Origin of the sequence: Pseudovibrio sp. W74 (assembly GCF_001623085.1) — a bacterium.
Classification (GTDB): Bacteria; Pseudomonadota; Alphaproteobacteria; order Rhizobiales; family Stappiaceae; genus Pseudovibrio.
On sequence record NZ_LMCJ01000046.1, the window covers coordinates 19,592 to 44,051 of the forward strand.

The window sequence follows — 24,460 nt, forward strand, 5'->3', positions numbered from 1 at the left end:
CTTCGTTTGGGTGGCGTGAGAAGCTGCTTGAGGAGCAAGCTCTTTTCGTGGAGGAAGAAGAAACGGCACGCACAACGAAAGCAGAAGACTGAGCGCACCGCTTGCGATCCAAAGCTGTGATGAACTTTCTAAGCTTGTGCCGAGCCATTCAATCATAAGGGACGAACCTGCAATGCCGATACCAACTCCAGTGAAATGGATCGGAAAGAGATGAAGGCTACGGGTCTCAGCCAGCCGTTGCATGACTATATTTGCGACCAAAACAAATGCATAAGCGCTTGCCAGCCCAGCTAGAAAGCGAATGACAACAAACCAGTAGACGCCAAGACTAAACGCCATGAAAAAGGTGACTACAGTGCTCGTGATCAACGCGATCAAGAAGATACGATAGGGACCGCCGGGCAGGGGAGCGCGAGCTGCCAGCAGTGCTCCGAGCAGATAACCAAGATAATTGGAGGAGGCGACAAATCCTGCGTTGACTTCATTCAAAGTTCCGTCCTGTAACATGAACGGCAGAACCGGAGTATAGACAAATCTTCCGATACCCATGACTGCAGCCATAGCAAGGCAGCCACCCAACGCAGAAAGGACTGCAAACTGGTCTTTTTTGGTTGTAGTGGATGTTTTCATGAGTTTTTCGGAGGCATCTGACACAAATTGATTCCTTACAAGCCGCAGAATACAGCCAATAATGTGACCTCACAGCTCCTGTAATTTCCAACTTAGAAGTTCTACTTACAAAAAAACAAGAAAAATATTTGCAAATTATGCTCTTCACCCGTTGCTCATACGGAAAAACATCACTATTTTGCACCATGAGTTGCAGCGCTGCTCGGTTGTAAAACTGAAAAGTACTGCGCCCAAAATTTCCTTTCCCATGGAGGTATACCATGTCTTTTGCTCTTGAAGACCTGCCATACGCATACGACGCTCTGGCCCCTTATATGTCTGCTGAAACTCTCGAGTTCCACCATGACAAGCACCATATGGCTTATGTAACCAACGGCAACAAGCTGCTCGAAGGTTCTGGTCTTGAAGGCAAAAGCCTTGAAGAGATCGTCAAGGAAAGCTACGGCACAAATGCAGGCCTGTTCAACAACGCTGGTCAGCACCTTAACCACCTGCACTTCTGGAAATGGATGAAACCAAATGGCGGCGGTTCTTCTCTGCCGGGCGTTCTGGCTAAGAAGTTTGACGAAGACCTCGGTGGTTTCGACAAGTTCCGCGCTGACTTCATCAACGCTGGTGTAACCCAGTTTGGTTCCGGTTGGGCATGGCTGGCTGTTAAAGACGGCAAGCTCGTAGTGATGAAAACACCTAACGGTGAAAACCCAATCGTACACGGCGCAACCCCAATTCTTGGCTGCGACGTATGGGAACATTCCTACTACATCGACTACCGCAACGCGCGTCCTAAGTACCTGGAAGCATTCGTTGATAACCTGATCAACTGGGAATACGTGGAAGAGCTGTACTCTGCAGCTGTTTAATCCCAAAGACAGATTATAATCAAGGCGGCCTCGTGCCGCCTTTTTTGTCTCGATGGCTTTGATTTTTTTAAATTGTCACTATTGACAGTTAATTATTTGAAGCCTATCTCTACTCGTGTCCGATGAGTGAAAGCACATACCCATGCCGCGTCCTAGTGTTCAATCCGCCAGACTAAATGAAATTGTTGAAGCTGCTGCGAAATGCGTTGCTCAATATGGTTTGGAAGGCGTGACGCTGGAACGCATTGCTGAAGAAACCGGACTGAAACGACCGCTTATCAGGCACCATGCCGGTAATCGGGAAGAGATAATAAACGCTGTTGTAACCCATGTTCTGTCAGGCTTTGGTGAGTTGACGACAATGTTCGCAAACGCATTGCCAGCAAAACGTGGTTCCTACACTGCCGTTGATCATCTGTTTGATGATCACGGCCACTCTGATCCAGCTGAGATGATGGTGTTCCAATCCATTGTTGCAGCAGCAGACAGGTTTCCTGCTGAGGCAGAAGCTCTTCTGAAATGGGTTGGTGATTTTACAGCAGTTGTCGTCGAGGCAATTAAACGAGACTTTCCTGAAGTGGAGAGTGAAGCCGCCGAAACCGTCGCCCATGGCATCGTGGCACTCTACTTCAACGTTGATTCCTTGGCTCCCCTCAAGCCGCCACACGCGTGGAGGCGTTATGCAAAAAATGCAGCATTGCTGCTGCTGAGGTCCTTGGAAGATAATGCAGGTACTCAAAGAGCTCCTTAGAAAGATAATCAGCTACGGCAAGTGGCGAACCATTTTTGCTCTGATCCTGATTGCTGCCTCACTTTACTACGGCTGGCAGTGGGTCTGGGGTGCGCTTTTCCTCCTTTGGACAGTTAGAGCGTGGCGGAGCCAATCCGTCTATGTTGTCGAAACTCTCACTCGTGGTGATAACCCGTTCCTGTTCTGGATCACGATCATCCTGTGGGCGACGCTTTCGCTCTATCTCATCCTCGCAGATCTAATAATGAAGCTAGGAGGCGTTCCCCATGTCTACTCATAGCAACGGTATGCCCGTTCTACCCAAAGAGGCCTACACCTCGCAAGAATGGTTTGATCGAGAGCAGGTCGAAATCTTCTCCAAAACCTGGTCACTGGCAGGCTTTCAGGAGGACATCACTGAACCTGGCCAGTACATTTCCGTTCAGGCTGGTTTGAACAATATCTTCATCGTAATGGGTCGTGATCATCGCTTGCGTGCGTTTCACAACATCTGCCGCCACAGAGGCACCCAGCTTTTGCGAGCTGAAGGCAAGACGCAAAAGGCGATCACATGCCCTTATCATGATTGGACATATGATCTTGAAGGCAACCTGATTTCTGTCCCGGAACAAGAAAAAGAGTTTCCCGGGATAGATTTGTCCTGCAATGGTTTGAAAAAGGCATCTGTCGATATCTGGCGCGGAATGCTCTGGGTGCACCCTAATGAAAACGCTCCATCCATCATCAATTGGTTTGGAGAGGTAGAGCCATATCTTGCGCCATATGATCCAGCTGGATTAATTGAGACGGAAGAGGGCTACTCAAAGCACGAAATCAAGGCCAATTGGAAGATTATCGTCGAGAACTACATCGACGGGTATCATCTGTCACACCTGCATTCTCATACGCTCAACATGTATGACCACTCAAAGATTGAGTGCGAGTTCATCGGCCCGCACTTCGCCTTCTGGGAGCCTCTTGCAGACTTCTATGCAGCTGAAGTGGAAAAGGTCACACCAATGCCACTCATTCCGGGCATCCCGAAAGACAAGATGGGAGCCTGGGTGCCAATGTTGTTTCCGGGGATTGGATTGGGTGAATCTGAGAATTCATGGTCCACCTTCCATATAACGCCAATCGCCCCGGACAGATCCGTAGTTGAGATACGGACCCGTGTGGCGAATGAATCCACTTGGGCCTTCACAAAAGCGGCCATGGCATCAGCCTCCTTCTGGGATAAGCATCTGGGTGCCAAATACAACGAAGACCCGAAAGCAGATCCGATGTCGTCTGGTGATTTTATGCAGGAAGATATCTACGCCTGCGAACAGCAGCAGAAGTCCCTGCAGAGTCCTTTCTTTGAACACGGCCCGTCCTCCAAACACGGCGAAAAGCCCGTTCGCGATCATCAGCGTGTCGTGGCTGAATGGGTGGAGCGCAAACCGTGAGAAATATCGTTTATTCACTGAGGGTTTCAGAGGTTATCACTGAAACAAAGCATGCGAAAACCATCAGATTTGACGTCCCTGCAGAACTGAAGGAGGAGTTTTTCTGGAAGCCAGGACAACACATTACCATTGAGCTGGATGTAAACGGCGAGAAGGTGCGTCGTCCCTTCACGATTTCAGCGGCCCCCAGTCACGGTAACGCGTTACAGATCACGGTCAAATCCAATCCAGATGGCATTGTCTCCAAGTTCCTCTGTACAAAGGTGAAGGCAGGTCAGCAGCTAAATGTGATGCCACCCTTCGGAGGTTTCACGCTTGAGCCTTTAAAAGACCGGCAAAGAACGCTCTACTTCTTTGCCGGTGGCAGCGGGATTACGCCTGCTGTCGCAATGATTGAAGCTGCATTGGAAAGAGAACCACGTTCAAAACTGTTCTTGCTCTATGCGAACCGGACAGCTGATGACATCATCTTTAAGGAACAACTGGAACTGTTGGCAGAGCGCTTCCCGTCTCAACTGGAAGTTAGACATATTCTGTCCAAACCATCCTTGTGGTCTATGTTCTCACCATGGAAATCTGGCCGGATAACCAAAGATGTGGCCTTGGAGTATTTGTCTGAATGCCGACCGGTTGCTCAGGATACGCAATACTTTATTTGCGGTCCCGGTACCATGAACGCAGATGTGCGCGAGGCTCTTCGAAACTGCGATGTTCCGACAGATCGTACCCATGCAGAGAGTTTTGGCGTGAATCTTGATACGCCAAAAGACGTGGCCAGCGTGCCAGCTCTGCTAAAGCTCGACTACTACGGCGAGACCATTGAGCTGGAAGTTGCAAAAGGGCAGTCGATTATGAATGCTGTCCGGGCAGCGGGCTTGGAGCCACCTTATTCCTGCCAGTCAGGAATCTGCGGAGCATGCCGGGCTCAGATCAAGAGTGGTGCGGTGAACATGAAGGCCAGAATGGCTTTGGAAGACTCTGAAGTCGCCAAAGGAGCAATTCTGACCTGCCAATCCTATGCAAAATCCGCTGAACTATCGATCAGCTTTAAGTAGTTCAGGATCCGAACAGTTTGGCGAAGAAGCCTTTTTCATATCCAAGCTGGCAACGGGATGTGACGATCTGGTCTAAGACCCCGTTCATCAGATAGAGGAATGCTTCGCACTCACTCTGAGTTGTGAAGCAAGCCTCGGTTGAGACGTTATAGGGCTGATTATCGCTCAAGACGCGCCCGCCAACATTTGCTTGCCAGATATTGGAGGCGCCATGTTCAGCAGTCGCAATGGAACAATCATACTGAGTGCCTTTCACACGCGGCATGATTGGCCCTGTGCGGGGTATCAGTTGCCGTTCCAGATAATTGGTGCTTGGTGGTTGACTGCAGCTGACCAGAAACAGAGACGCCGCTGCAAAGCAGGCGAGTGGGGCAATTGTCTTCATTTAATCAACGCTTTCGGGCCTTATCGGCCTCTTCTGTCAAAAGTGTATTTTAAAACCAGCCAAAAAGTCCTTTGTAATACCCGTGCTGGCAGCTGGCACTGCGCGTAAGTTCCAAATACCCACGCATGAAATTCAGATAAGCCTGACACTTCTTCATTGTCCGAAAACAGGCAACGCTGGAGATATTGCGGCTGGGATCGCTGAAGTACCCGGTCACAAACGCCTGATAAACATTCTTCGCCCCATCCTCTTTCACCCTGATCCGACAATCATATTGCGACCCATAAATCCGCGGCGCCGACCGCAAGTCATTCGGGATCAGATGATTAAACGGATAAAGCTTATTGTTGACCTGAGCGACTGTAGACGCAGGCAGCATAAGGATAAGAAGCAAGATAACCAGAGTGGCACGCACAGGATGTTCCAGACTTTTTTTGTTGTTTATGTCTTTAACATTGAGCGCCAAGAGGAGTTAAAGCTCCTCATTCGACCAAATAATCTTAGTCCTATGTTGGTTCCAGTATTCTTAACGGAGTTTTTGAACTGAGAATAAGGTAAAGGCAAACTTGCAGCTATATTAATTAAAAAAGGCGCCCGTTTGAGGCGCCTTTTTACATTACCTGGTGAAGTTAGGTTAGGCCTTGCCGGTCTGCTTTAAGGCAAAGGCGTAGACCAAGGCGACCTCTTTCAAGCGATCGAAACGACCAGATGCGCCGCCGTGGCCGGCATCCATGTTGGTGCGCAGCATCACCAGACTATCATTGGCCTTCTTCTCACGCAGTGTTGCAACCCATTTGGCAGGTTCCCAATAAGTAACACGCGGATCAGTCAGGCCGCCAAGTGCGAAGATCGCCGGATAGTCTTTCGCCTCCACATTGTCGATGGGAGAATAGGAGGCGATATATCCATATGCGCTCTTATCGCGGATCGGATCACCCCATTCCGGCCATTCAATCGGTGTCAGCGGCAACGTATCGTCGAGCATGGTGGTTAGCACGTCCACAAATGGCACTTCAGCAATCATTGCAGCAAAAGCCTCAGGTGCCATGTTTGCACATGCACCCATCAGCATGCCGCCGGCAGAGCCGCCGTGCGCAACAATCCTGTCATGAGCGGTGAAGCCTTCGTTAGCCAGGAACTTCGAGGCCGCGATGAAGTCATAAAAGGTGTTCTTCTTGAATTCACGACGCCCGTTCTTGTACCAGGCATAGCCTTTGTCTTTGCCACCACGAATGTGCGCAATCGCATAAACAAATCCGCGATCAACAAGCGACAGGGCATTGGTGGAGAAGCTGGCAGGAATTGAAAGGCCATAGGACCCATAACCGTAAAGCAGGCAAGGAGCACTTCCATCCAGAACTGTCGAGCGTTTATAGAGCAGAGAAACCGGAACCAGTGTGCCATCATGTGAAGGAGCCATCAGGCGGCGCGTAATGTACTCAGAAGCATCGTGACCAGATGGCACTTCCTGCCGCTTGCGCAGCACTCTATCGCGCGTAGCAAGGTCATAGTCATATACCTCGCTTGGTGTTGTCATGGAAGAATACGTGAACCGGATGGTTGTGGTGTTATATTCAAACCCTGCGGCTATACCGAGGCTATAGGCTTCTTCATCAAATTCAATGCTGTGTGAAATACCATCGATGAAACGATGGACGACAATGCGCGGCAAGCCATCAACGCGCTCAAGCCACACCATATAATCCTTGTAAACATCGTGCGATAGGATCAGACGGCCAGGCTTATGAGCAATCAGATCAACCCAGTGTGACTTACCCGGAAGAGCAAGCTGAGCGACGAGCGGTACGCTGACAATCTTGAAATCTTCAGCCTCGCCAGCGTTGGTCAGGATCAGTAGGCGGTCACCATTGTCTTCAACGGAATACTCCACACCAGTCTCACGCTTGGCAACCAACGTAGGGGCTGCCAAAGGTTCATCTGCAGGAATAAGCCAAACCTCGGTGGTTTCATGGTCGCCTGAACCAATACAAATGAAGCGTCCGGATTGTGTTCTGCCAAGCCCAACAAAGAAGCTTGTATCTTGTTCTTCATAAACAAGAACATCTTCAGACGGTGCTGTACCAAGCTTGTGGCGGAAGAGCTTGGAAGGGCGATGGTTTGCGTCTACCTGAACATAAAACAGATACTGACCGTCCGTAGACCAAACACCGCCTGCACCGGTGTCTGGTATGGTGTCTTCCAGATCCTGTCCTGTTGTCGTGTCACGCACTTTCAGTGTGTAGTACTCGGAGCCTTTGTCATCGTAAGCCCAGGCCAGATACCTATGATCATCGCTGTGAGATGCACCGCCAAATTTGAAGTATGCTTTGCCATCAGCTTCAAGATCGCCATCGACAAGAACAATAGGGTCGCTCCCATCACGCTTGCTGCGCACAAATTTGGGGTGCTGGCCACCTTCAACAAACTTGGTCGCATAGGCGTACTCACCATCTGGAGAAGGAACTGAACTGTCGTCTTCTTTGATCCGACCTTTAAGCTCTGCAAAAAGTGCCTTTTGCAGCACTTCAGTGTCTTCCATCTCGTTTTCGGTATAAGCATTTTCTGCTTCAAGATAGGCACGGATCTCAGGATCAAGCAGAGTGGGGTCTCGCATTACCTCCTGCCAATTGTCTGCACGCAGCCAGGCATAAGGCTCGTTGCGAGTAAAACCATGATGGCTGGTTTCATGAGTGCGCATCTGCGCGCTTGGTGGAACTGACTTTTTCATTATACCTGACTGAGTTTACGCTTATGATTTTGAAATCTGAATTCTATTCTTCAGCATTTTAATCGGGAACGAGCATAAAACCAGTTCCCGATTAAAACTTATCCCTGAGAAGATATGCGCTGAATCGAAGGTATAAATTTGAACCTGAAGCTTTTTACACCGATAATTTTCATGCTCATATGTCTTTCGAAGAGAGCAGATAATATTATTTCAATGTAATTAGAGTTGTTCTTCCACAGCTTCAAAACGTCGCTCTTTTGCCTCGCGATAACACCTATCTTGGATTTGATCAAAACTACGTGTCAGGTGTGAATGTCATCGAAGTACCATTCATGCAGTAGCGAAGTCCTGTTGGTGGTGGGCCGTCAGGGAAAACGTGTCCGAGATGTCCTCCACAACTTGCACAGCAAATCTCTGTGCGCACCATGCCAAGCGTAGCGTCTTTATGTTCTGTCACAGTATCGGGAGAGACCGCCTCAAAGAAACTTGGCCAGCCGCAGCCTGCATCAAATTTTGTGTCTGATTTGAATAGCTTAGAGCCACATGCTGAGCAGCTGTAGGTGCCTGTTTCAAAGGTATTCCAATAAGGGCCTGTAAAGGCTCGTTCGGTACCTTTTTCCCTAAGGATACGATATTGCTCAGGGGTCAGTTGTTCCCGCCATTCCGACTCGGTCATGTCCTTAGGTGATTTTTTGTTAAACATGATAGAAATCCTTATTCACCGGGCTCAATGGTAGGGCCATGTTAAGTTTACCAAGACATAAACAAACAGCCAATGCCTATAAGGCAAGTTACAATTAGGTGAGGTTAAAGTTTATTGGAACCTGACAAAACTAGAATGTGATGAACTTGCCCTGCATGGGTGGGCAGCTTATGTCTTTGGAGTGGTCGGGGGAGCGTGTTTGGCAAATTCGACTCGGTCTTATAGGTTAACCACACTAATAAATTTACGGAGTGCTACATGCCTTTATTCGGTGTCGAGGCAACGTTCTGGGCGTTATTAGGCCCGTTTGTTGCCGCTGCGCTTAGTCCCTTTCTGGCAAAGACTCTGAAACACAATGCTGCGTGGCTTCTCGCTGTTATTCCTGCATTGGCGTTCCTACAGTTTCTTTCATTCGTGCCAGGCATTGCCGAGGGGCAAACATTCAAGGCGAGCTTGGAGTGGGTTCCCACCTTCAACGTAAATTTCTCGATTTATCTGGATGGCCTGTCTGTCTTATTTGCGCTTCTAATTTCGGGAATAGGAACGCTCATAACGCTCTACGCAGGTGGATACCTGAAAGGCCATGAGAACCTTGGGCAGTTTCTATCCTACCTGTTCCTCTTCATGGGGGCCATGCTGGGCGTTGTTGTTGCTGATAACGTCATCACGCTCTTCATCTACTGGGAGTTGACGTCTATCACGTCCTTCCTGTTGATCGGGTTTGACCACCTGCGCCGCGCCTCTCGCCGCTCTGCTGTGCAAGCGCTTGTTGTAACTGGCGGCGGTGGTCTAGCTCTGATGGCTGGTTTGATCTTAGCTGGCTACCAAGGTGGTAGTTTCGAGTTGAGTGAGTTGCTCAACTCCGGAGATGTTTTACGCAAAAGCCCGTATTACACCGCGATCTTCATCTTGGTGGTGCTGGGCGCTTTCACAAAGTCAGCTCAATTTCCGTTCCATTTCTGGCTTCCAAACGCAATGGAAGCTCCGACACCTGTTTCTGCATACTTACACTCTGCCACCATGGTGAAAGCCGGTGTTTACCTGCTCATGCGCATGCATCCGGTTCTGGGAGATACAGAACTCTGGATGACCGTACTTCCGATCTTTGGTGGCATCACACTGCTCGTTGGCACCATTCTTGGCATTCGGCAGACCGACCTCAAACTTGTTCTGGCCTACACAACAGTTGCGTCTCTCGGGTTGCTGGTGATGCTGACAGGCACATCAGACCCGGTGGCGATCCAAGGCGCCGTTATATACCTGTTCGCGCACTCACTCTTTAAGGGCTCTTTGTTTATGGTGGTCGGAACCGTCGACCATGAATCAGGTACACGCGACCTGAACAGAGTAGGGGGCTTGTTCTCACTGATGCCGATCACCGGTACAGCTGCGGTCCTTTCTGCATTATCAATGGCAGGCTTACCGCCCCTTGTCGGTTTTGTTGCTAAAGAAGTTCTTTATGACGGAACATGGCACGCTGTGAACGGTGGGCTTTGGACTGGCTTTGCCGTACTGGGCAACGCGATGATGTTTGCTCTGGCCGCGACCGTTGCCATTAAACCGTTCTTCGGCACCAAGGTGAAAACACCAAAAGTTGCTCATGAAGGAACAGTCCTACTTGTTGCAGGATCAATCACTCTTGCGGTTCTGGGGCTGGCAGCCGGTGCATTCATCGCATCAGTTGGTCATCAGCTCTTGTCACCAATGACCTCTGCAATTCTGGGAACACCATTTGATGAAGAGTTGCATCTATTCCCCACATACCTGTCACCAGCGCTCTACCTGTCTTTAGCGACAATTGCCCTTGGTATTATCATCTTCATGTACATGGATAAGCTTCGTGTGATTGTTGCAGATGCTCTGCGAACCATTGGGTGGGGACCGGATAAAGGCTTCGACCAGGTCCTGGAAATTATCATTCGTTTTGCAACCACGCTGACACAAACAGTTCAAACTGGCAGTATGGTCACCTATATGCGTGCAACGTTTACCGTAATCGCGCTAGTCCTGTTTGTACCAATGATCCTCACAGGCAATTGGCCAAAACTACAAGGTATAGGCAGCTTCTATGCTTATGAGTGGTTTATTGCCGCGATTGCGGTGATTGGCGTTTATGCCGTGTTAACAGCACGCTACCGAGTAACGGCGATTGTCCTGCTTGGTATTCAAGGCTTTGCAGTGGCACTGATCTACCTGCTCTTTGGAGCGCCGGATCTAGCCTTCACGCAGTTTATGGTCGAGACACTCTCGGTTGTGATCCTTGCGTTGGTAATGACCCGTCTGAATCTGAAGCCAACCGATGCCCGGTCATCGCGTGGCAAGGCATTTGATATCAGCCTGTCAGTGCTTTGCGGTGCGGGTATCAGCATGTTGCTGATGTCCATTATTCAACTGCCGTTTGATCCTACACTTTCTGAGTTCTTCACACAGTACAGTCGGACGATTGCGCACGGTCGGAACATCGTGAACGTTATTCTCGTTGATTTCCGCGGCTTCGATACGATCGGAGAGATCTCCGTTGTTATGGTAACTGGTCTGGCGGTCCTTGCACTTATCCGAGTGCGACCTAAATCAAACGGAAACTCGAACTCGGAGAAAAATCGCTAATGAATACGCTCATATTCAGAACGGTCGCTCCGTATCTCTCTGCTCTGATGATGCTTTTTTCCGTCTTCGTATTGCTCCGTGGGCACAATGAGCCCGGCGGAGGTTTCATCGGTGGGCTGATTGCCGTTTCTGCCTTTGCAATTTATGGCATTGCTTGCGGTGTCTCTGCAGTTCGCCGAGCAATGAAGTTTCATCCTATGTCCATTGCCGCGTCAGGCCTGCTCCTCGCGGTTGTCTCTGTGTTGCCGAGCCTGTTCTTCAGTCAGCCAGCAATGACAAGTCAGTGGCTTGCGCTTCCGTTTTTGGGCACGGTGATTGATCTATCAACACCGCTGTTCTTTGATATTGGAGTGTATCTGGTGGTGGTAGGAGCGATTTCTTCGATCGCTCTTTCTCTGGAAGAAAGGGCAGACTAATGGAAACGCTTTTCTCTGTTCTGGTCGGGATCCTTTTTGCAGGTTCCATCTATCTGCTTCTGTCTCGCAAGCTTGTACGGATCCTGCTGGGCATTGCCATTCTTGGAAATGCCGTGAACCTCTTGATCTTCACGGCAGGACGCCTGACACGGGATGTACCGCCAATTATTCCGCTTCAAAGCTATCTCCCCGTAGAAGCAACAGCGAACCCTCTGCCTCAGGCATTGGTGCTGACCGCAATTGTGATCTCGTTCTCCTTCCTGGCATTCTTCCTGGTCCTCGGGTACCGGGCCTATCAGGAGCTGGGAACAGATGACTTGCTTGATATGCGCGTCGCAGAACCCAAAGAACATTCTGAACCGCCGCTGGGGTACTAAGTAGATGGCTGCAACGAAAACGACAGTTGATATTACAGCGGCAATGGTGACGGAGGCGGTGCCTCTTGCCGACTGGCTATTGGTTGCTCCTGTCCTGCTCACCATGGCAGGCGGTGCAATTTCAATTATTTTCCGAAAGAAATCGGCTACTCAGCCTTGGATCGCGATCACAACAATCGCACTGGTGATCCTTTCAAACATCGGCTTGCTCAACCACGTTCTCACCAACGGTGTTGTGACGATGGTGATGGGCAGTTGGCTCCCGCCATTCGGCATCGCTTTTACAGCTGATCCGCTCGGCGCGTTGCTGGCACTGACAGCCTCTGTCGCAACCATGTGTGTCGCCGTCTTCGCAATGAACTCAATTGCTGAAAACGAAAGACGCTACGGTTTCTATCCGTTCCTCCTGATGCTGCTCTGTGGTGTCACGGGATCATTTCTGACAGGAGATATCTTCAACCTTTATGTGTGGTTTGAAGTCCTGTTGATCTCATCCTTCGGTATGCAGATCCTCGGAAATGAAAAGGTGCAGATCGACGGTGCTGTAAAATATGCAGTGCTGAACCTGATTGCGACAACGCTATTCCTTGCCGCAACTGGCCTGCTTTATGGTCTGGTTGGTACGCTGAACATGGCGGACATCGCTGGCAAGCTGAAAGCCTTTGACAGCTCTGGTCCAATGCTTGGTTTGGCAACCTTGTACTTCCTTGCATTTGCAATGAAGGCAGCAGCGTTCCCAGTCAATTTCTGGCTTCCCGCCTCTTATCACACACCACGTTTGGTGGTAGCCGCAATCTTTGCAGGCTTACTCACCAAAGTAGGTGTCTATGCGCTGCTTAGAGTGATGCTTCTGCTGATGCCGGAAGGTCGTGACTGGCTCGCCTCTCTAATTGGAATAGTCGCCATCGCAACGATGCTGACCGGCTCACTTGGTGCGCTGGCTCAAACAGATATCCGACGGCTGATGGCCTATCTCGTCATCGCTGGTATCGGTGCCATGATGGCTGGTATCGCAGTCGGCAATGAAGTTGCTGTATCTGGTGCGATCTTCTACTCCATGCATTCCGTTCTCATCATGACCGCGCTTTATCTCTTGGTCGCCTTCATGTTCCAGATGAGCGGAACATTTTCCCTGCGGGAAATCGGAGGTCTCTACATCCGCACGCCTCTGGGCGCTGGAATAGGCTTGATCCTCTTGCTCGCAGTCGCAGGCTTGCCACCTTTCTCTGGTTTCTGGGCAAAACTGTTGCTCGTAGCTGGTGCGCTAGAAGCTGGTCGTGGCTGGGTCGCAGCTGGTATTCTGGTCTCTGGGCTGTTTACGACCATTGCTGTAGGACGTCTTTGGATCTTCGCATTCTGGCGGGGCGGGAATGAGCACACGGTGGATGGCATTCAAGCTCTCCCCATTGCCGGAAGCTCTGACGCCTCTGAGATATCGTGGAGCATCTGGTTGCCACTCGTCGTGTTGACCGCGCTGATCTTCATAATTGGGATCTTGCCGGAAACCATGATGTCCATAACTGAAAATGGAGCAAAAACGCTGATTGATCCGACAGCCTATATCGGTTCCGTATTTGGAGGCATCCGATGAACAACACGGTCTTTCTCATGAACTTGCTGCTTGCAGCAGCATGGGGCGCTGTTACCGGCTCATTCACACCGCTGAATCTGATTTTCGGTTTTATCTTGTCCAGTATTGCGTTGTTCCTGATCCGGGAACAGATCGCATTTCGAGACTACTTTCAGCGCGGTGGGAAGATTCTCATTCTTGCTGGCAGCTTCTTCAAAGAGTTGGTGCTGTCCTCCTGGCGGGTGCTGATGATTGTTATCAAACCGAAGATCAATCTCCACCCAGGCATCATCGCAGTGCCGCTCTCAGTCAGCGAAGACTTTGAGATCACATTGCTGGCAAACATGGTCACGTTGACACCGGGAACGCTCTCCGTCGATGTTTCGGAAGATCGAAAGGTCTTGTTTGTTCATTGTCTCAACGTGCCAGACCCAGAAGAAACAATTGATGGCATCAAGAATGGTTTTGAACGTCAGATCTTGGAGGCGTTTCGATGAACGGATTTGAGGCTTTCGCATCAGATTTTCTGTATGCCTGTGTGAGCATCGCGCTCTTTATTCTCGGCCTGACATTCTTGCTGATTGTCTATCGCATCATCAAAGGCCCAACTTTGCCTGACCGTATTGTCGGACTGGATCTATTGGTGGTTGTCGCCATTGGCCTGATAGCGACTGTGGGTGTCGGGTCATCATACACGCTCTATATCGATATCTCGCTTGCACTCGGTCTTGTCGGCTTTCTGGCAACCGTTGCCTTCGCCCGTTTCATCTTAAATCGAGGGCAAGCCAAAGACTTTATTATCATGCAGGAAATCAAAGATTCCGAAAAGCAGGAGGAGCAGAAATGATGTCAGCAGTTATCTCCATCCTGACCGGAATAATGCTCATTATAGGAGCAATCTTCGCAGCTGGCGCAGCGCTTGGCATCAATCGTCTGCCAGACGTCTACACACGCATGCACGCAGCGTCCAAGGCGGGAACTTTGGGGTCTGGCTTGATGGTGCTGGCGCTTGGCCTCTATTCGCAGCAGTGGGATGATTTCATGCGCGCTGTCGCGACCGTCTGCTTCTTTCTGTTGACGGCTCCGGTTTCTGCACACCTCATCGCACGCGCAGCCTATGTCGTGGGCTACAAACCTTGTAAGGAAACCAAGTTGGACGAGCTGAGTGTGACGAAGAAGTCTGTGGAGCCTGAAACGCCGCAATAATATGTCAGGTTCGATCACAGTTTCTGGGGTTTCGTGCAACCAAATCACCAGAAATAATCGACAATGCCCTTTGGGAAGGCGGTTGACTAGAAACGTGAGTTTCACCGGCATCGCCTTGCCAACAGCCAATTACACAGCAAAGTCTCATTCTTTTACCTGTACATTAGGGCAAGCAGTTTATCTAGTTTACTTCTATGATTTCTCAAGTTTGTTGGAAGTCTGTAAGGTCCTTCTAAATCACAATGCACAAAAAACCATAGTAAATCTGCTTTTTCATGCCGAATTTAACTTGTTATCCTTATTTCCTGTCTCTATAAAAGCCTCCTATGGTTTTTGCTTGTTTAGAGTCGAAGCTTAGCTGAGATAAGTACGGATCTAACGTTTAATCTTCGGATTGAAGTATTAGCTCTGTAGTAAGTAAGCACACCTACGAAATTTAGATCCACAAGATGACAGGTTAGAGATGAGCGAGATCCCTGCAGATAATAATTTGATGGAACTGACTGCTGATATCGTGTCAGCCTATGTTGGTAATAACACTGTGGCCTCTGCCGATTTGCCTGTGCTGATCAACGACGTTTACGTCGCTTTGCAGAAAACCAGTGGTGATCTTTCCGAGCCAGAGCCTGAGCCACTCAAGCCAGCTGTGCCGGTGAAGAAGTCTGTTACGAACGATTACATCATCTGTCTTGAAGATGGTAAGAAGTTCAAGTCTCTGAAGCGTCACCTACGCACGCATTACGATATGACACCTGAAGAATATCGTGAAAAATGGGGTCTGCCTTCAGACTACCCAATGGTTGCTCCTCATTACGCGGCAGCTCGTTCTGAGCTTGCTAAGAAAATGGGTCTTGGCCAGCAGCGTAAACGCGCTAAGTAATTTCAGGACATATCCTGACAGAAAACCAGCCTCAATCGGGGCTGGTTTTTTTTATTCCCCTTCTGCTGTTTTTTATCCCCCCATTATTGATGAATTTCCCTTAAGGATGCACGTGTTGTGCATAGTGCCCTGGCACGCCTTCTTCGACCTTCCGTAAAGGTAAAATTAGTTCATCTGACACTAGAGCTTAAGTTCTAATTTTCTTGTGCTTTACTAAGTTGTGATCTCAAAACACCTGCAAGTCTCAAGAGTTAATTCAAAAAAATAATTCGATAAGGTTTTAAGGGCAGCTTTCGAAACTCCGAAGCTGGACTCAAAAATCGCTTAAGTCTGCCAGTCGTTTAGAAAAATTTATGCTTTGAGACCGCGAGGTACCAATCTTATCCCCCCCGAGTATCGCTAGGGCAACAATCAATTGTTCTTTGACGATAACCAATCAGTTCATTGGAGTAATTAAATGCCAAGATTTTCTGAGGGGGAGAAAAATGAAATGTCCAAGAGTCCGTGTTCGGAGTCTTCGGTTCATTCTGGACTGTCCCAAAAGCCTCTGTCAGCGGTGGACTGGATGGCGACAGGCCGTGTTGCGCTTGCATTTGGATTGAAGCCAGAGGAGCTTCATTCTGCCTCCCGCGGTTATGCAAAAGCTGCACAGGCCCGCCAAGTCTCTATGTATATTCTTCACGTCTCAATGGGCATGACCCTGTCCCAAGCAGGTGCAGTCTTTGGGCGTGACAGAACAACAGCAGCTCATGCCTGCAAAGTGGTTGAAGATTTAAGAGAAGATCCGAAATTTGATGCTGTCCTCTCAGAGATAGAGGGGCAGCTGTCTGCGTCTGTGGCCAGTGCGCGCATGCATTCTTCCCTAAGCTCCGGAGGTCAGCCTGATGCCTACCCAGCCTGAGGAAGCAGTATCTGAAATGCAGCTCATCAAATTCTGCAAAGGGCTCGCAGTTGCAAAGCCGCAAGCGGAACCTGAGGGGGATGCTAAAGCTGCCTTATCGCGTGCAATAGCCCTGTCGCTGGTTGCTCCCTATGCGCAGGGTTACCAACTGACCAAAGAAGGCAAAAGCTGGTTGCGGCGAAAATTGAGCCTTGGAGGGTTGGAAACTCAATCTAAAACGGAGCAATCTCAGATCAATACCATCAACTCAGAAAGTCCACTGGCCTGGCTAAGGAGTAGAAAGGACAAAACGGGGAGAGGATACATCTCGGAGCTGCAGTTTGAAGCAGGTGAGCGATTAAGAGGAGATTTCACCTACGCGCAACTTTGGGGTACCGTTAGATCGAACTGGCGCAGCGAGCAATCATCAAGATCGAGTACTAAGGTAGATGATGTATCCGACAGCGTTTACGATGCCAGAGATCGCCTTCAAAGAGCTCTCTCAACTGTCGGACCAGAGCTCTCCGGCGTTCTCATGGATGTGTGCTGTTTCTTGAAGCCTTTGAAACAGGTTGAGAGCGAGCGTCAATGGCCACAACGAACAGCCAAGATTGTTCTGGGGTTGGCGCTAGACCGACTTACTACACATTACGGTTCGTCTCGCAGTCGTGCGGTCGGTCCCGAAAACGCTCGGATGGCGAGTTGGGCAGCGTCTAATTCGGAGTTAGAGCTGCGGACGCATCATCCTTGATACGCTGAACCATGGAACTCAAGCCATTGGAACGCTGAGGCGTCAGGTGTTCTTTGAGGCCAATCTTGCCAAATATACTCTCGATATCCGTAGCAAGAATTTCCTTTGCAGAAACACCGGAGTATTGCGCAAGAACGATAGCAACAAGACCGCGAACAATGTGTGCATCGCTGTCGCCCTTATAGAACAGGATCGGGCCTTTATCGGTATCTTCCTGAATGTTCTTCGAAAGCCAGACCTGAGAAACACAGCCATGAACGCGGTTTTCCTCACTGCGTTCATCATCTGTCAGGGGCTCAAGTTCTCGACCCAGTTCGATGACATAGCGATAGCGGTCTTCCCAGTCTTCGAGGAACTCAAAGCCTTCCAGAATATCAGCGATCGCAGTGGTCATAATACTATTCTTTCACTCAGGGTTTTGAGGGCGTTTCTACCGCGCTAACCGGTTAGGGGCAATACGATTGGATTCAAAATATATAACGGCCCACACTCCAGATGAGAGTATAGGCCATAAATAGCTCAGATTTATGGAAATTGACCTTAATTCCGGCCGTAATACAGCGGATTAGGACGCGGTAACGGAACAGCAGCAACTGGAGTTGCATAGATTGGCTGAACTTCAGCAAATAGACCTTGTTCAGACGGATCTGCTTGCGCAGAGCTGTTCTGTTGCTGGTCTTGATCGAGTTGCCATGGAATGTCCCGATCAGCTGAACTAAGTGTACCGGAATGTGCAGGCTCGTCTGATGGGCTTGTAAGGCTCGGCAGCAGCTGGCCAGCTGCAACTTCATCAAACGGTATTGCCTCGATAGCATCCTGAGCTGACGGCAGAGCAGCAAACTTTGTGGGTTGCAGATCTTCTGTCTCACTGTCGCTGAGGTAATTGTAGGTCAAGCGAGCAGCTTCTTTTGCCTTTAAACCGACGAGAGTGATGACCGAGCCGCCCATCTCGCAAGCATTGGGATTACGATCACAAAAACCCCCAAGATCCTTCACGGTGGATTGAGCAGCAAGGTAAACCTGAACGATCCCAATAGATGGTGCGTCCTCATCACTGCCAGTTCCAATTGGAAGCAGAAGCAGTACAAGTCCGATCCAAAATGTAGTTCTAAGCAAAAAGAACATTGGCTTCGCCCGTGGGTTTCAAGTGCGCCGAATAGGCTGACAACTTTTAGATAGTCGTTTAACTTGTTGAAACTATAGGGTTTACTCTCAAATATAACATATATTGTTCTCAATAAAATTGAATCAAATTTTATGTAAATTTGAAAACTACTGAAATTTATGGCTATTTTTCGTCTTTCGAAAATTTTGCGAAGCGTATCTATGATTAATAAAAGGTGTAGAAAAAGTATCCCAGCGGCACCTTATTGAAGTGAAAAGCCACCAGATGGGGCTCACAATTAAAACTCAAAAGTGCACATAAGAGTTTTTTTAAGCAAAACTTGATAGAAACAGTAGGACTGGAAAACCAGAATACAGCCCAATTTAACCCAAGGTTTTATGGTGGTTCTCGGTGGGCAGAGAGCTATTCAAAGTGGACTTGCTGAGGTGAGGGCGATATCTCTAACCTCTCAGGAAGACACCAGTTTAAATTAGTAGTAACCGAGTACTCGGGTAACACACAAATTGCGTTGAAAGAGGTAGTGCTTGATGGTGGGGCGAAAGCCAAACGGCAAAAAAGCGAGCAAAGGTGGAGCCCGTAGGGGGGCTGCACATACGCAGCCTGATGGTGATTACCAAATGCATGTGGACTATGACGAAGACGGTGTTTTCTATGAAAATGGCGAAGTCGATCATGCTGCTGTTGCTAACGCTGCCTCCAAAAAGTCTCCAGGCATGAACAAGCTCTCTACACTGGTGCTGTTAGGCTTCGTTGGTATGGCATCGCTGATCGCGGTGAACGCAACCTTTTTGCAAGATGCCAAGCATCCCTCTCCAATGGTCGCCACGCGGGTTTCTCAAAGCCAGTTAGATAGCTCGGAACTTGTAAGAGCAACTCAGAGATTGAGGCAGCAAGAGCTGGTTGCTGAAGTGCAAAAAGAACTGCGCCGTTTAGGGGTGTATCCGGGCAGTTTGGATGGCCAGTTCGGTCCCGCGACAGAACGGGCAGTCCGTGCTTATCAAAGACAACGCGCAATGAGTGAAAACGGGCAGGTGACCGAAGCGCTGCTCGCACGGCTGACAATGGACTTTGCCGCGTTTACGCCGTCTCCAAACACCGCGTCTGCTGAAGGGACTGAGATTCCTATTCCTCGGGCTAGTCCTGAGGAAATAGAGGCGCTGACGCAAAGTGGCTCCAATCTGACACAAGTCTCCGGTCAAACGGATGCAATGACTGAGCGTATCAAGCGCCTGCAAAAAACATTGGCGGATTTGGGGTACGGCCCGCTTACAATTGATGGTATTCCGGGTGGACAGACCGCTTCTGCAATTGCCGCATTCCAACGCGATAATGCTTTGCAGATAGACGGGCAAATGAGCGAAGCCCTCTTCTCTAAGCTTGCTACCGTCAGTGGCACGCGGATCTGATAGCGCGACTAATTCAATAAGAAAGACAACTTGATGCGAGTAACCTCTGAATTTTGGGTCGCTGCTTACACACGCCGGTGCTTCGGGGAAGGTGCTTTCGCAGGCATACGCCGCAAAGGCGCGCTGGAAGCAGGTGCAATCTTCATCATTGTTGATCGGTTGGACACGACCTACGACTTTTACGGTCCTGCACCGCAGTCTTTCTTTGAAGAGGAAAAGCCACTTGATCGCGAGTTTGAATGTTTGATGGAAAAGACTTCACGAGAGGAAATTGAAGCCAAACTCAAACGCGAAGAGCGCATGGACCCTGACTTCTGGGTTGTCGAAGTTGAAGATAAGGAAGCCAGAAGCTTCCTGTCACTGCCAAAAGAGCCGGGGCCTGAAGATTTATTTTCAGGCTTTAAGGGTCGCAAGTTCTGAATGGTAATGTGAGGGCCGCGTTAAAGATGTGCCCTGGGCTTTGAGTTCCCGCACAACTGTCTCGGTTGCCTCAAAAATCGTGTTATAGCGAGGATGAGAAATCTCTCCACTCCAGCTGCAGAGCAACTGTCGCGCAATCTTCTTGCTAACGCCAGCAGCTGACTTTTGCAGGTCTCTCATGCGATCTGTCTCAATGAGTGTGCCCCAAAACCGGACGAGCAGCTGATCGACAAGACGGGAAGAGAACCCAAGACCAACGAGCATGATAACGAATCCGTCCGGAGAAGAATGCGTACAGCATTGATGGATCTGATCTGGAGTCATGCGGCAGGCGTGCGCCAACTGGCCAACCATGCTCGTATGGCCAAATTTTAGACCTCTAAGTGTTAGTTCTTGCGCCTCATTCTCCGTCAGAGCGTCAACCGTGTCATCTGAAGCAGAGGCATCTGACAGGCTTACTGAGAGTTCTTTGTATGATGAGATCGGCGCGCTCTCCAGGAAGAGACCAAGCAGATCTTCTGCAAGCTCATCAGAGGAACTGGCTGGATGTGAAGGGGCAACGGTGCTCCTGGAATTGAGAGCAACGTATTTTCCAATCATCTGATCATGGTCATTTGCAAGAGCTTTCATCACGGCCTCCGGAGCATGAGAGATCGGGCACAACAGGTGTGCTACCTTCAATCGACTTGCCGCAGTGGCTGATGACAGGTGCTGCAGCGCTAACTCCTCATACATATGAGAGCTTGCATGAGAATGGCCGGTTTGAGCAAAAGCCTCTGTTGCTGCAATTAAGAGTTGAGACCTGTCTTCCATGAGTGAAGGAACCTGTATACGCAAAACAATGATTTCTCGATGTTTTTCGCAATCGCCAGAAATACACAGCGACACATATGACATCGAATATAATTACTAGCTAAATTTAGGAGCAAATGCTTTACAGCTCATTAACTGAAACTCCGCTTAACTGAGGCTTGGAAGAACCACGGAATTGACCGGTAAATGTGCCAGAGGACAAACGATGGGTACACTTCATTATCTCGTGACTGAGCGGTCTCGAAGGCAACCCTTAGAGATACGCAGAGGCTTTGACCGCCAGGTTTCATCAGCCCAGATCCATATATTCCCGGGTGTCTACAAAATGCCGTCAGGATTAGGCTGCCGCAGCAGAGTTGGCGTTATTCGCGTTGTAGAAGAGCACTCGGAATACGAGAGGGACTAGCTTCCTACGTTCTTTGCCTGTATCTCCATTGCTGCAAGCAGTGGGATTGTGAGTCATGGGCGAGTTCGGGAAAACAGAGTTGATCAGCAAAGGTCGGACCTTTGCGACTTGTCTCCTACTTGTGTCTTCAACCAGCCTGCTGTTGTCTGCCTGCGCCAAACCCACTGGAGATTTTGGCCGAGCAAAGCCAAATTTCCTCCATGACCGCGTCGCAGAAGATCTGGGCATGCTCTACCGCTATTCCCAGAAGCAAGATGTTTCCAACCTCAATTTGACAGATCAGGAAAATGAACTGCGTGATCGCGGATGGACGCTGGTTGTGCCTCCGGCCTCTGAGGATTGGATTGGAGCTAACAAGGCTCAGTTGGAACGTCAGGGTTTTTTGAAAGATCCATATGCTGCGATCAATCCGTCAAACTATTACGTTTATCTGCGCTCGGATAAGTACCGCTCCAGCGAAACGCGTTATACTCGCCTGATTGATGACATGAGGTCTGATCAAAAGCTCCTCCTGCCGTTTTGTAAAATTGCCCGTCAGGTTCTGGTGAGTGATCATGAGCGTCTGGAGGCACTGAGCCGCCAAACTCAGGTGAACCCGCAGTTTGCAACGGGGGTAAAGGCGAGGGTGCGCGAGAATAAGTCCTTTGTGGATTGGGTACTCCGCGCCACAGGCCGCCGCCTACAGGCCTATCAGATCGCCATCAACGCGCTGGAAGTGGAAACCCCGTCTGCCCAGCAAATCTGGGACGCGAGCAAAGGTTACGAACAGCTGCGTCGCACCTATGAAGAACTGCCTTCCAAATGTTATGCCGAGGTCAAACGTCCGGCAGAACAGGTCGAGAAACCGTCTCGCATCTTTACCGGATGGGGTTTGGAGAGCGCTGTCCCGCAAAAATAGCCGGGTGGTGCTCTAAATCTTTGGCAGATCAGAGCAAGTTGCAGATCGCAGCGCTGCGGAGATCTGTGGCAGATACGCGTTGGACGGTGCAAAGGCACGGAACAGCGCAAACCCCCTCAGCTCATTCGTCTCAACCACAATCATCTCTTCCAGGTCTTCAGGCGGGTTCTCACGCAGGATCGAAAGCTGCTGCGGTGTCAGCACCAGCATGCGCACAGCTTCGCCCTCAGATGTCTTGTCATTGAGACTGTAAGTCACCTGTCCCTTTTCATTGAACAGGCCAAGCGACCAGAACGGAGAGGGAGCAAACGCGCTCACTATCAATGGGCCGTTCTCAAGGGAGTAACGACAGATCGCATGACGCATAGATGGATCAAGATCCGGCAGAGGCTCACTGCGTGGCAAGATCGGTGGCAGCATCTGAAAACTGCGATCTGCACCAAAGCCGCCAACGCGTTCATAAGGGGAATGCGGAACATAAGCGGGAACGCTCAAAACAATGGCCACATGAATTATCCCCGCGACGAGCAATCCGCCGATGCCCCATAAAATCCAGCGAGGGGAAATGTAAATGTCCTGCAGTTTATTGAGGAGATCATTCATTTGCAGCTCACCAATTCAACAGCAGGCATCACTGGAGCACTCAAGCCGGCACCCGTGGTATAGGGGATATCGTAAAGACGCATGGCAAACACCAGCCCGTTATTCCCCCCGGTTGGCAGCCAGTTCCCGGGTCGGGCTTCAGGAGAAACCTGAATCGCAAACGCGCCTGTGTGATCCGTCAAAATGCCATGGCTATGCAAGGAGGCGCGGCCAGCATCGGTCGCAAGCAGCTCCAGGGCGTTGTTCAAAGCCGTAATAGTCCAAAGCCGTGTAGATGGCACCTTACCCGCAATTCGGTAATTGCACTGGGAGTCTAGCGCCCGTCCGCTGTCATCAAAGGCAGCGTAAAACGCAATGCCTTCACCGCTTCCAAGCGGCACGCGCCCGGTTCGAGCAAAGATCGCTGTACTGTAAGGGTCACTGTCGATCGTCCCTGCATGCGGGTGCGCAACCCACACACCGCTTTCCAATGCGCTGAACGGAGAGCCTCTGCTCAGCGACAGATAAGCACTGCCTATCCCCACGATCAAAGCAATCATGATGGAGAATAAGAACGGTCCGAACGAGAAAAACGGCGCTTTGAAAAGCAATGGCGAAATATGAGGCCAAGGCTTTTGCCAGGAGGTTTCTCCATCAAAAATCTGGGTGGTTTCTGGTTCGCGAACCGCCACCAAAGGCATGTGAGGGGTGTGGGTCATCGGGTATAAGTCACATCCGCCTTTGCGTCAAAGCCCAGTTGGGCCTGCACGTTTGACTGAGAAATACTGTTGAATGGAAGCGCACGCAGCCGCTTCCCAAGCGCTTCCAGAACTTGCTGAGACGTTCTGTTGAGCAGCTCTGGTGGACCTGTAATCTCAACATCACTAAGACCATTTGCGGCAATAACATCCTTACCTTCTGGCGGCTCCACACCGGGCATAGCTTTTAGCTCCAACCCTTGGTGCGCATACTTCATAAAGTTGCCCCAGGTCATCGCAGGCAAGCTACCTCCGGTCATGCGGCGTGAGGAAGAGAAGTCATCGTTTCCATACCAGACCGCAGCCGCAAGGTTGCCCGTGTAGCCAATGAACCAGGCATCGCGATAAGCCTGTGTCGTACCAGTCTTACCGGCTGCAGTAATTCCATCCAGCCGGGCACGTCGGCCAGTGCCACGTTCCACCACGTTCACCAGGATATCATTCATCATCGAGACCTTATCAAACGGTAGAATCCGCAGAGAAGGGCCAGCGTCACGATCATGGTTGTAAAGCAACTCGCCTTTTGAATTACGCAGCTCTAGTATGGCGTAGGGGTCAACCTTCTTCCCGCCAGCTGCGAAGGCCGCGTAGGAACTTGTCATATCAAGAACCGTAACCTCAGAGACGCCAAGCGGCATCGCGCGCGTAATACGCAGCTCGCTGTTGATGCCCATCATATAGGCTGTGGTTGCAATCTTATCGCGTCCGATGGCCTGTGCCAGACGAACGGGAATCGTATTGATCGACTTGGTCAAAGCCGTCTTCAGCGTCACGGCACCTGCATAGCGGCGGGTATAATTGCGTGGGCTCCAGCCGCCGATGTTG

General features: G+C 50.0%; 29 protein-coding genes. 18 read left to right on the top strand and 11 right to left on the bottom strand.

Annotation, left to right across the window (positions count from 1 at the left end; all coding sequences use genetic code 11):
• A partial coding sequence (locus PsW74_RS29460) for a YbfB/YjiJ family MFS transporter (protein WP_208988081.1) occupies positions 1-654 on the bottom strand: 654 nt, incomplete at its 3' end.
• Positions 655-890: 236 nt separating this feature from the next.
• Between PsW74_RS29460 and PsW74_RS20360 the strand changes: the two genes are divergently transcribed.
• The 5 genes from PsW74_RS20360 to PsW74_RS20380 all read left to right on the top strand — a co-directional run bounded on the left by PsW74_RS20360 (position 891) and on the right by PsW74_RS20380 (position 4,723).
• Positions 891-1,490 carry a superoxide dismutase gene (locus PsW74_RS20360; RefSeq protein WP_057465860.1) on the top strand — a complete coding sequence of 200 codons (600 nt, stop codon included), beginning with the start codon at positions 891-893 and terminating at the stop codon, positions 1,488-1,490.
• A gap of 142 nt (positions 1,491-1,632) precedes the next feature.
• Positions 1,633-2,241: a TetR/AcrR family transcriptional regulator gene (locus PsW74_RS20365; RefSeq protein ID WP_063288153.1), complete on the top strand. Its 609-nt coding sequence runs from the start codon at positions 1,633-1,635 to the stop codon at positions 2,239-2,241.
• Positions 2,216-2,521, top strand: a complete 306-nt coding sequence (locus PsW74_RS20370) for a hypothetical protein (RefSeq protein WP_057465862.1) — start codon at positions 2,216-2,218, stop codon at positions 2,519-2,521. Before PsW74_RS20365 ends, PsW74_RS20370 begins: the two co-directional genes overlap by 26 nt.
• Positions 2,508-3,668, top strand: coding sequence for an aromatic ring-hydroxylating dioxygenase subunit alpha (locus PsW74_RS20375; protein ID WP_082830653.1), 1,161 nt, complete (start codon positions 2,508-2,510; stop codon positions 3,666-3,668). Before PsW74_RS20370 ends, PsW74_RS20375 begins: the two co-directional genes overlap by 14 nt.
• Positions 3,665-4,723: a ferredoxin--NADP reductase gene (locus PsW74_RS20380; protein WP_063288287.1), complete on the top strand. Its 1,059-nt coding sequence runs from the start codon at positions 3,665-3,667 to the stop codon at positions 4,721-4,723. The genes PsW74_RS20375 and PsW74_RS20380 overlap by 4 nt, the downstream gene beginning before the upstream one ends.
• A gap of 1 nt (position 4,724) precedes the next feature.
• Here PsW74_RS20380 and PsW74_RS20385 read toward each other — a convergent pair whose 3' ends face one another.
• From PsW74_RS20385 to msrB, 4 genes are all read right to left on the bottom strand, one after another.
• Positions 4,725-5,108 (bottom strand): hypothetical protein, encoded by a 384-nt coding sequence (locus PsW74_RS20385; protein WP_063288154.1) that lies wholly within the window; start codon positions 5,106-5,108, stop codon positions 4,725-4,727.
• 49 nt (positions 5,109-5,157) lie between these two features.
• A complete protein-coding gene (locus PsW74_RS29465; RefSeq protein ID WP_208988082.1) occupies positions 5,158-5,523 on the bottom strand; it encodes a hypothetical protein in 366 nt (121 codons plus the stop codon).
• 219 nt (positions 5,524-5,742) lie between these two features.
• On the bottom strand, positions 5,743-7,836 hold the full coding sequence (locus PsW74_RS20395) for a S9 family peptidase (protein WP_063288155.1): 2,094 nt from the start codon (positions 7,834-7,836) through the stop codon (positions 5,743-5,745).
• Between the two features lie 295 nt (positions 7,837-8,131).
• Positions 8,132-8,539, bottom strand: a complete 408-nt coding sequence (gene msrB / locus PsW74_RS20400) for a peptide-methionine (R)-S-oxide reductase MsrB (RefSeq protein WP_063305865.1) — start codon at positions 8,537-8,539, stop codon at positions 8,132-8,134.
• A 258-nt stretch (positions 8,540-8,797) separates the two neighbouring features.
• On the opposite strand from msrB, the gene PsW74_RS20405 reads away from it, so the two are divergent.
• The 10 genes from PsW74_RS20405 to PsW74_RS20450 all read left to right on the top strand — a co-directional run bounded on the left by PsW74_RS20405 (position 8,798) and on the right by PsW74_RS20450 (position 17,226).
• Entirely contained in the window at positions 8,798-11,146 is a 2,349-nt protein-coding gene (locus PsW74_RS20405; RefSeq protein WP_063288156.1) for a putative monovalent cation/H+ antiporter subunit A, read from the top strand.
• Positions 11,146-11,562: a Na+/H+ antiporter subunit B gene (locus PsW74_RS20410; RefSeq protein ID WP_057465865.1), complete on the top strand. Its 417-nt coding sequence runs from the start codon at positions 11,146-11,148 to the stop codon at positions 11,560-11,562. Before PsW74_RS20405 ends, PsW74_RS20410 begins: the two co-directional genes overlap by 1 nt.
• Positions 11,562-11,939, top strand: a complete 378-nt coding sequence (locus PsW74_RS20415; protein WP_057465866.1) for a Na+/H+ antiporter subunit C — start codon at positions 11,562-11,564, stop codon at positions 11,937-11,939. The genes PsW74_RS20410 and PsW74_RS20415 overlap by 1 nt, the downstream gene beginning before the upstream one ends.
• A 4-nt stretch (positions 11,940-11,943) precedes the next feature.
• Complete coding sequence (locus tag PsW74_RS20420; protein ID WP_063288157.1) at positions 11,944-13,530, top strand: Na+/H+ antiporter subunit D; 1,587 nt, start codon at positions 11,944-11,946, stop codon at positions 13,528-13,530.
• On the top strand, positions 13,527-14,006 hold the full coding sequence (locus tag PsW74_RS20425; protein ID WP_057465868.1) for a Na+/H+ antiporter subunit E: 480 nt from the start codon (positions 13,527-13,529) through the stop codon (positions 14,004-14,006). Before PsW74_RS20420 ends, PsW74_RS20425 begins: the two co-directional genes overlap by 4 nt.
• Positions 14,003-14,356 carry a cation:proton antiporter gene (locus PsW74_RS20430; protein ID WP_057465869.1) on the top strand — a complete coding sequence of 118 codons (354 nt, stop codon included), beginning with the start codon at positions 14,003-14,005 and terminating at the stop codon, positions 14,354-14,356. Before PsW74_RS20425 ends, PsW74_RS20430 begins: the two co-directional genes overlap by 4 nt.
• Positions 14,353-14,715, top strand: a complete 363-nt coding sequence (gene mnhG, locus PsW74_RS20435; protein ID WP_082830654.1) for a monovalent cation/H(+) antiporter subunit G — start codon at positions 14,353-14,355, stop codon at positions 14,713-14,715. Before PsW74_RS20430 ends, mnhG begins: the two co-directional genes overlap by 4 nt.
• Before the next feature lie 463 nt (positions 14,716-15,178).
• Positions 15,179-15,595 (top strand): MucR family transcriptional regulator, encoded by a 417-nt coding sequence (locus tag PsW74_RS20440; protein ID WP_008549808.1) that lies wholly within the window; start codon positions 15,179-15,181, stop codon positions 15,593-15,595.
• Positions 15,596-16,085: 490 nt separating this feature from the next.
• Positions 16,086-16,496, top strand: coding sequence for a helix-turn-helix domain-containing protein (locus tag PsW74_RS20445; protein WP_063288158.1), 411 nt, complete (start codon positions 16,086-16,088; stop codon positions 16,494-16,496).
• Positions 16,480-17,226: a DUF6456 domain-containing protein gene (locus tag PsW74_RS20450; protein ID WP_063288159.1), complete on the top strand. Its 747-nt coding sequence runs from the start codon at positions 16,480-16,482 to the stop codon at positions 17,224-17,226. The genes PsW74_RS20445 and PsW74_RS20450 overlap by 17 nt, the downstream gene beginning before the upstream one ends.
• Here the strand turns inward: PsW74_RS20450 and PsW74_RS20455 are convergent.
• Together PsW74_RS20455 and PsW74_RS20460 are read right to left on the bottom strand one after the other, a co-directional pair.
• Entirely contained in the window at positions 17,189-17,620 is a 432-nt protein-coding gene (locus PsW74_RS20455; RefSeq protein WP_057465873.1) for a SufE family protein, read from the bottom strand. The two genes, PsW74_RS20450 and PsW74_RS20455, sit on opposite strands and share 38 nt — an antisense overlap.
• A gap of 146 nt (positions 17,621-17,766) precedes the next feature.
• A complete protein-coding gene (locus tag PsW74_RS20460) occupies positions 17,767-18,351 on the bottom strand; it encodes a DUF5330 domain-containing protein (RefSeq protein ID WP_057465874.1) in 585 nt (194 codons plus the stop codon).
• Between the two features lie 528 nt (positions 18,352-18,879).
• Between PsW74_RS20460 and PsW74_RS20465 the strand changes: the two genes are divergently transcribed.
• Positions 18,880-19,758 (top strand): peptidoglycan-binding protein, encoded by an 879-nt coding sequence (locus tag PsW74_RS20465; protein WP_063288160.1) that lies wholly within the window; start codon positions 18,880-18,882, stop codon positions 19,756-19,758.
• Positions 19,759-19,791: 33 nt separating this feature from the next.
• A complete protein-coding gene (locus PsW74_RS20470) occupies positions 19,792-20,178 on the top strand; it encodes a DUF1491 family protein (protein WP_063288161.1) in 387 nt (128 codons plus the stop codon).
• Here PsW74_RS20470 and PsW74_RS20475 read toward each other — a convergent pair.
• Positions 20,152-20,808: a hypothetical protein gene (locus PsW74_RS20475; RefSeq protein ID WP_208988083.1), complete on the bottom strand. Its 657-nt coding sequence runs from the start codon at positions 20,806-20,808 to the stop codon at positions 20,152-20,154. The genes PsW74_RS20470 and PsW74_RS20475 overlap by 27 nt on opposite strands.
• 644 nt (positions 20,809-21,452) lie before the next feature.
• Between PsW74_RS20475 and PsW74_RS20480 the strand changes: the two genes are divergently transcribed.
• Entirely contained in the window at positions 21,453-22,295 is an 843-nt protein-coding gene (locus PsW74_RS20480; RefSeq protein WP_063288162.1) for a hypothetical protein, read from the top strand.
• A 12-nt stretch (positions 22,296-22,307) separates the two neighbouring features.
• On the opposite strand, the gene PsW74_RS20485 is transcribed toward PsW74_RS20480, so the two are convergent.
• The 3 genes from PsW74_RS20485 to PsW74_RS29915 all read right to left on the bottom strand — a co-directional run.
• Positions 22,308-22,898: a hypothetical protein gene (locus PsW74_RS20485; protein WP_063288163.1), complete on the bottom strand. Its 591-nt coding sequence runs from the start codon at positions 22,896-22,898 to the stop codon at positions 22,308-22,310.
• Positions 22,895-23,596: a DUF1214 domain-containing protein gene (locus PsW74_RS20490; protein WP_063288164.1), complete on the bottom strand. Its 702-nt coding sequence runs from the start codon at positions 23,594-23,596 to the stop codon at positions 22,895-22,897. The genes PsW74_RS20485 and PsW74_RS20490 overlap by 4 nt, the downstream gene beginning before the upstream one ends.
• Positions 23,593-24,460: penicillin-binding transpeptidase domain-containing protein (locus tag PsW74_RS29915; RefSeq protein ID WP_275505968.1), on the bottom strand; the 868-nt coding region annotated here is incomplete at its 5' end. The genes PsW74_RS29915 and PsW74_RS20490, both read right to left, overlap by 4 nt.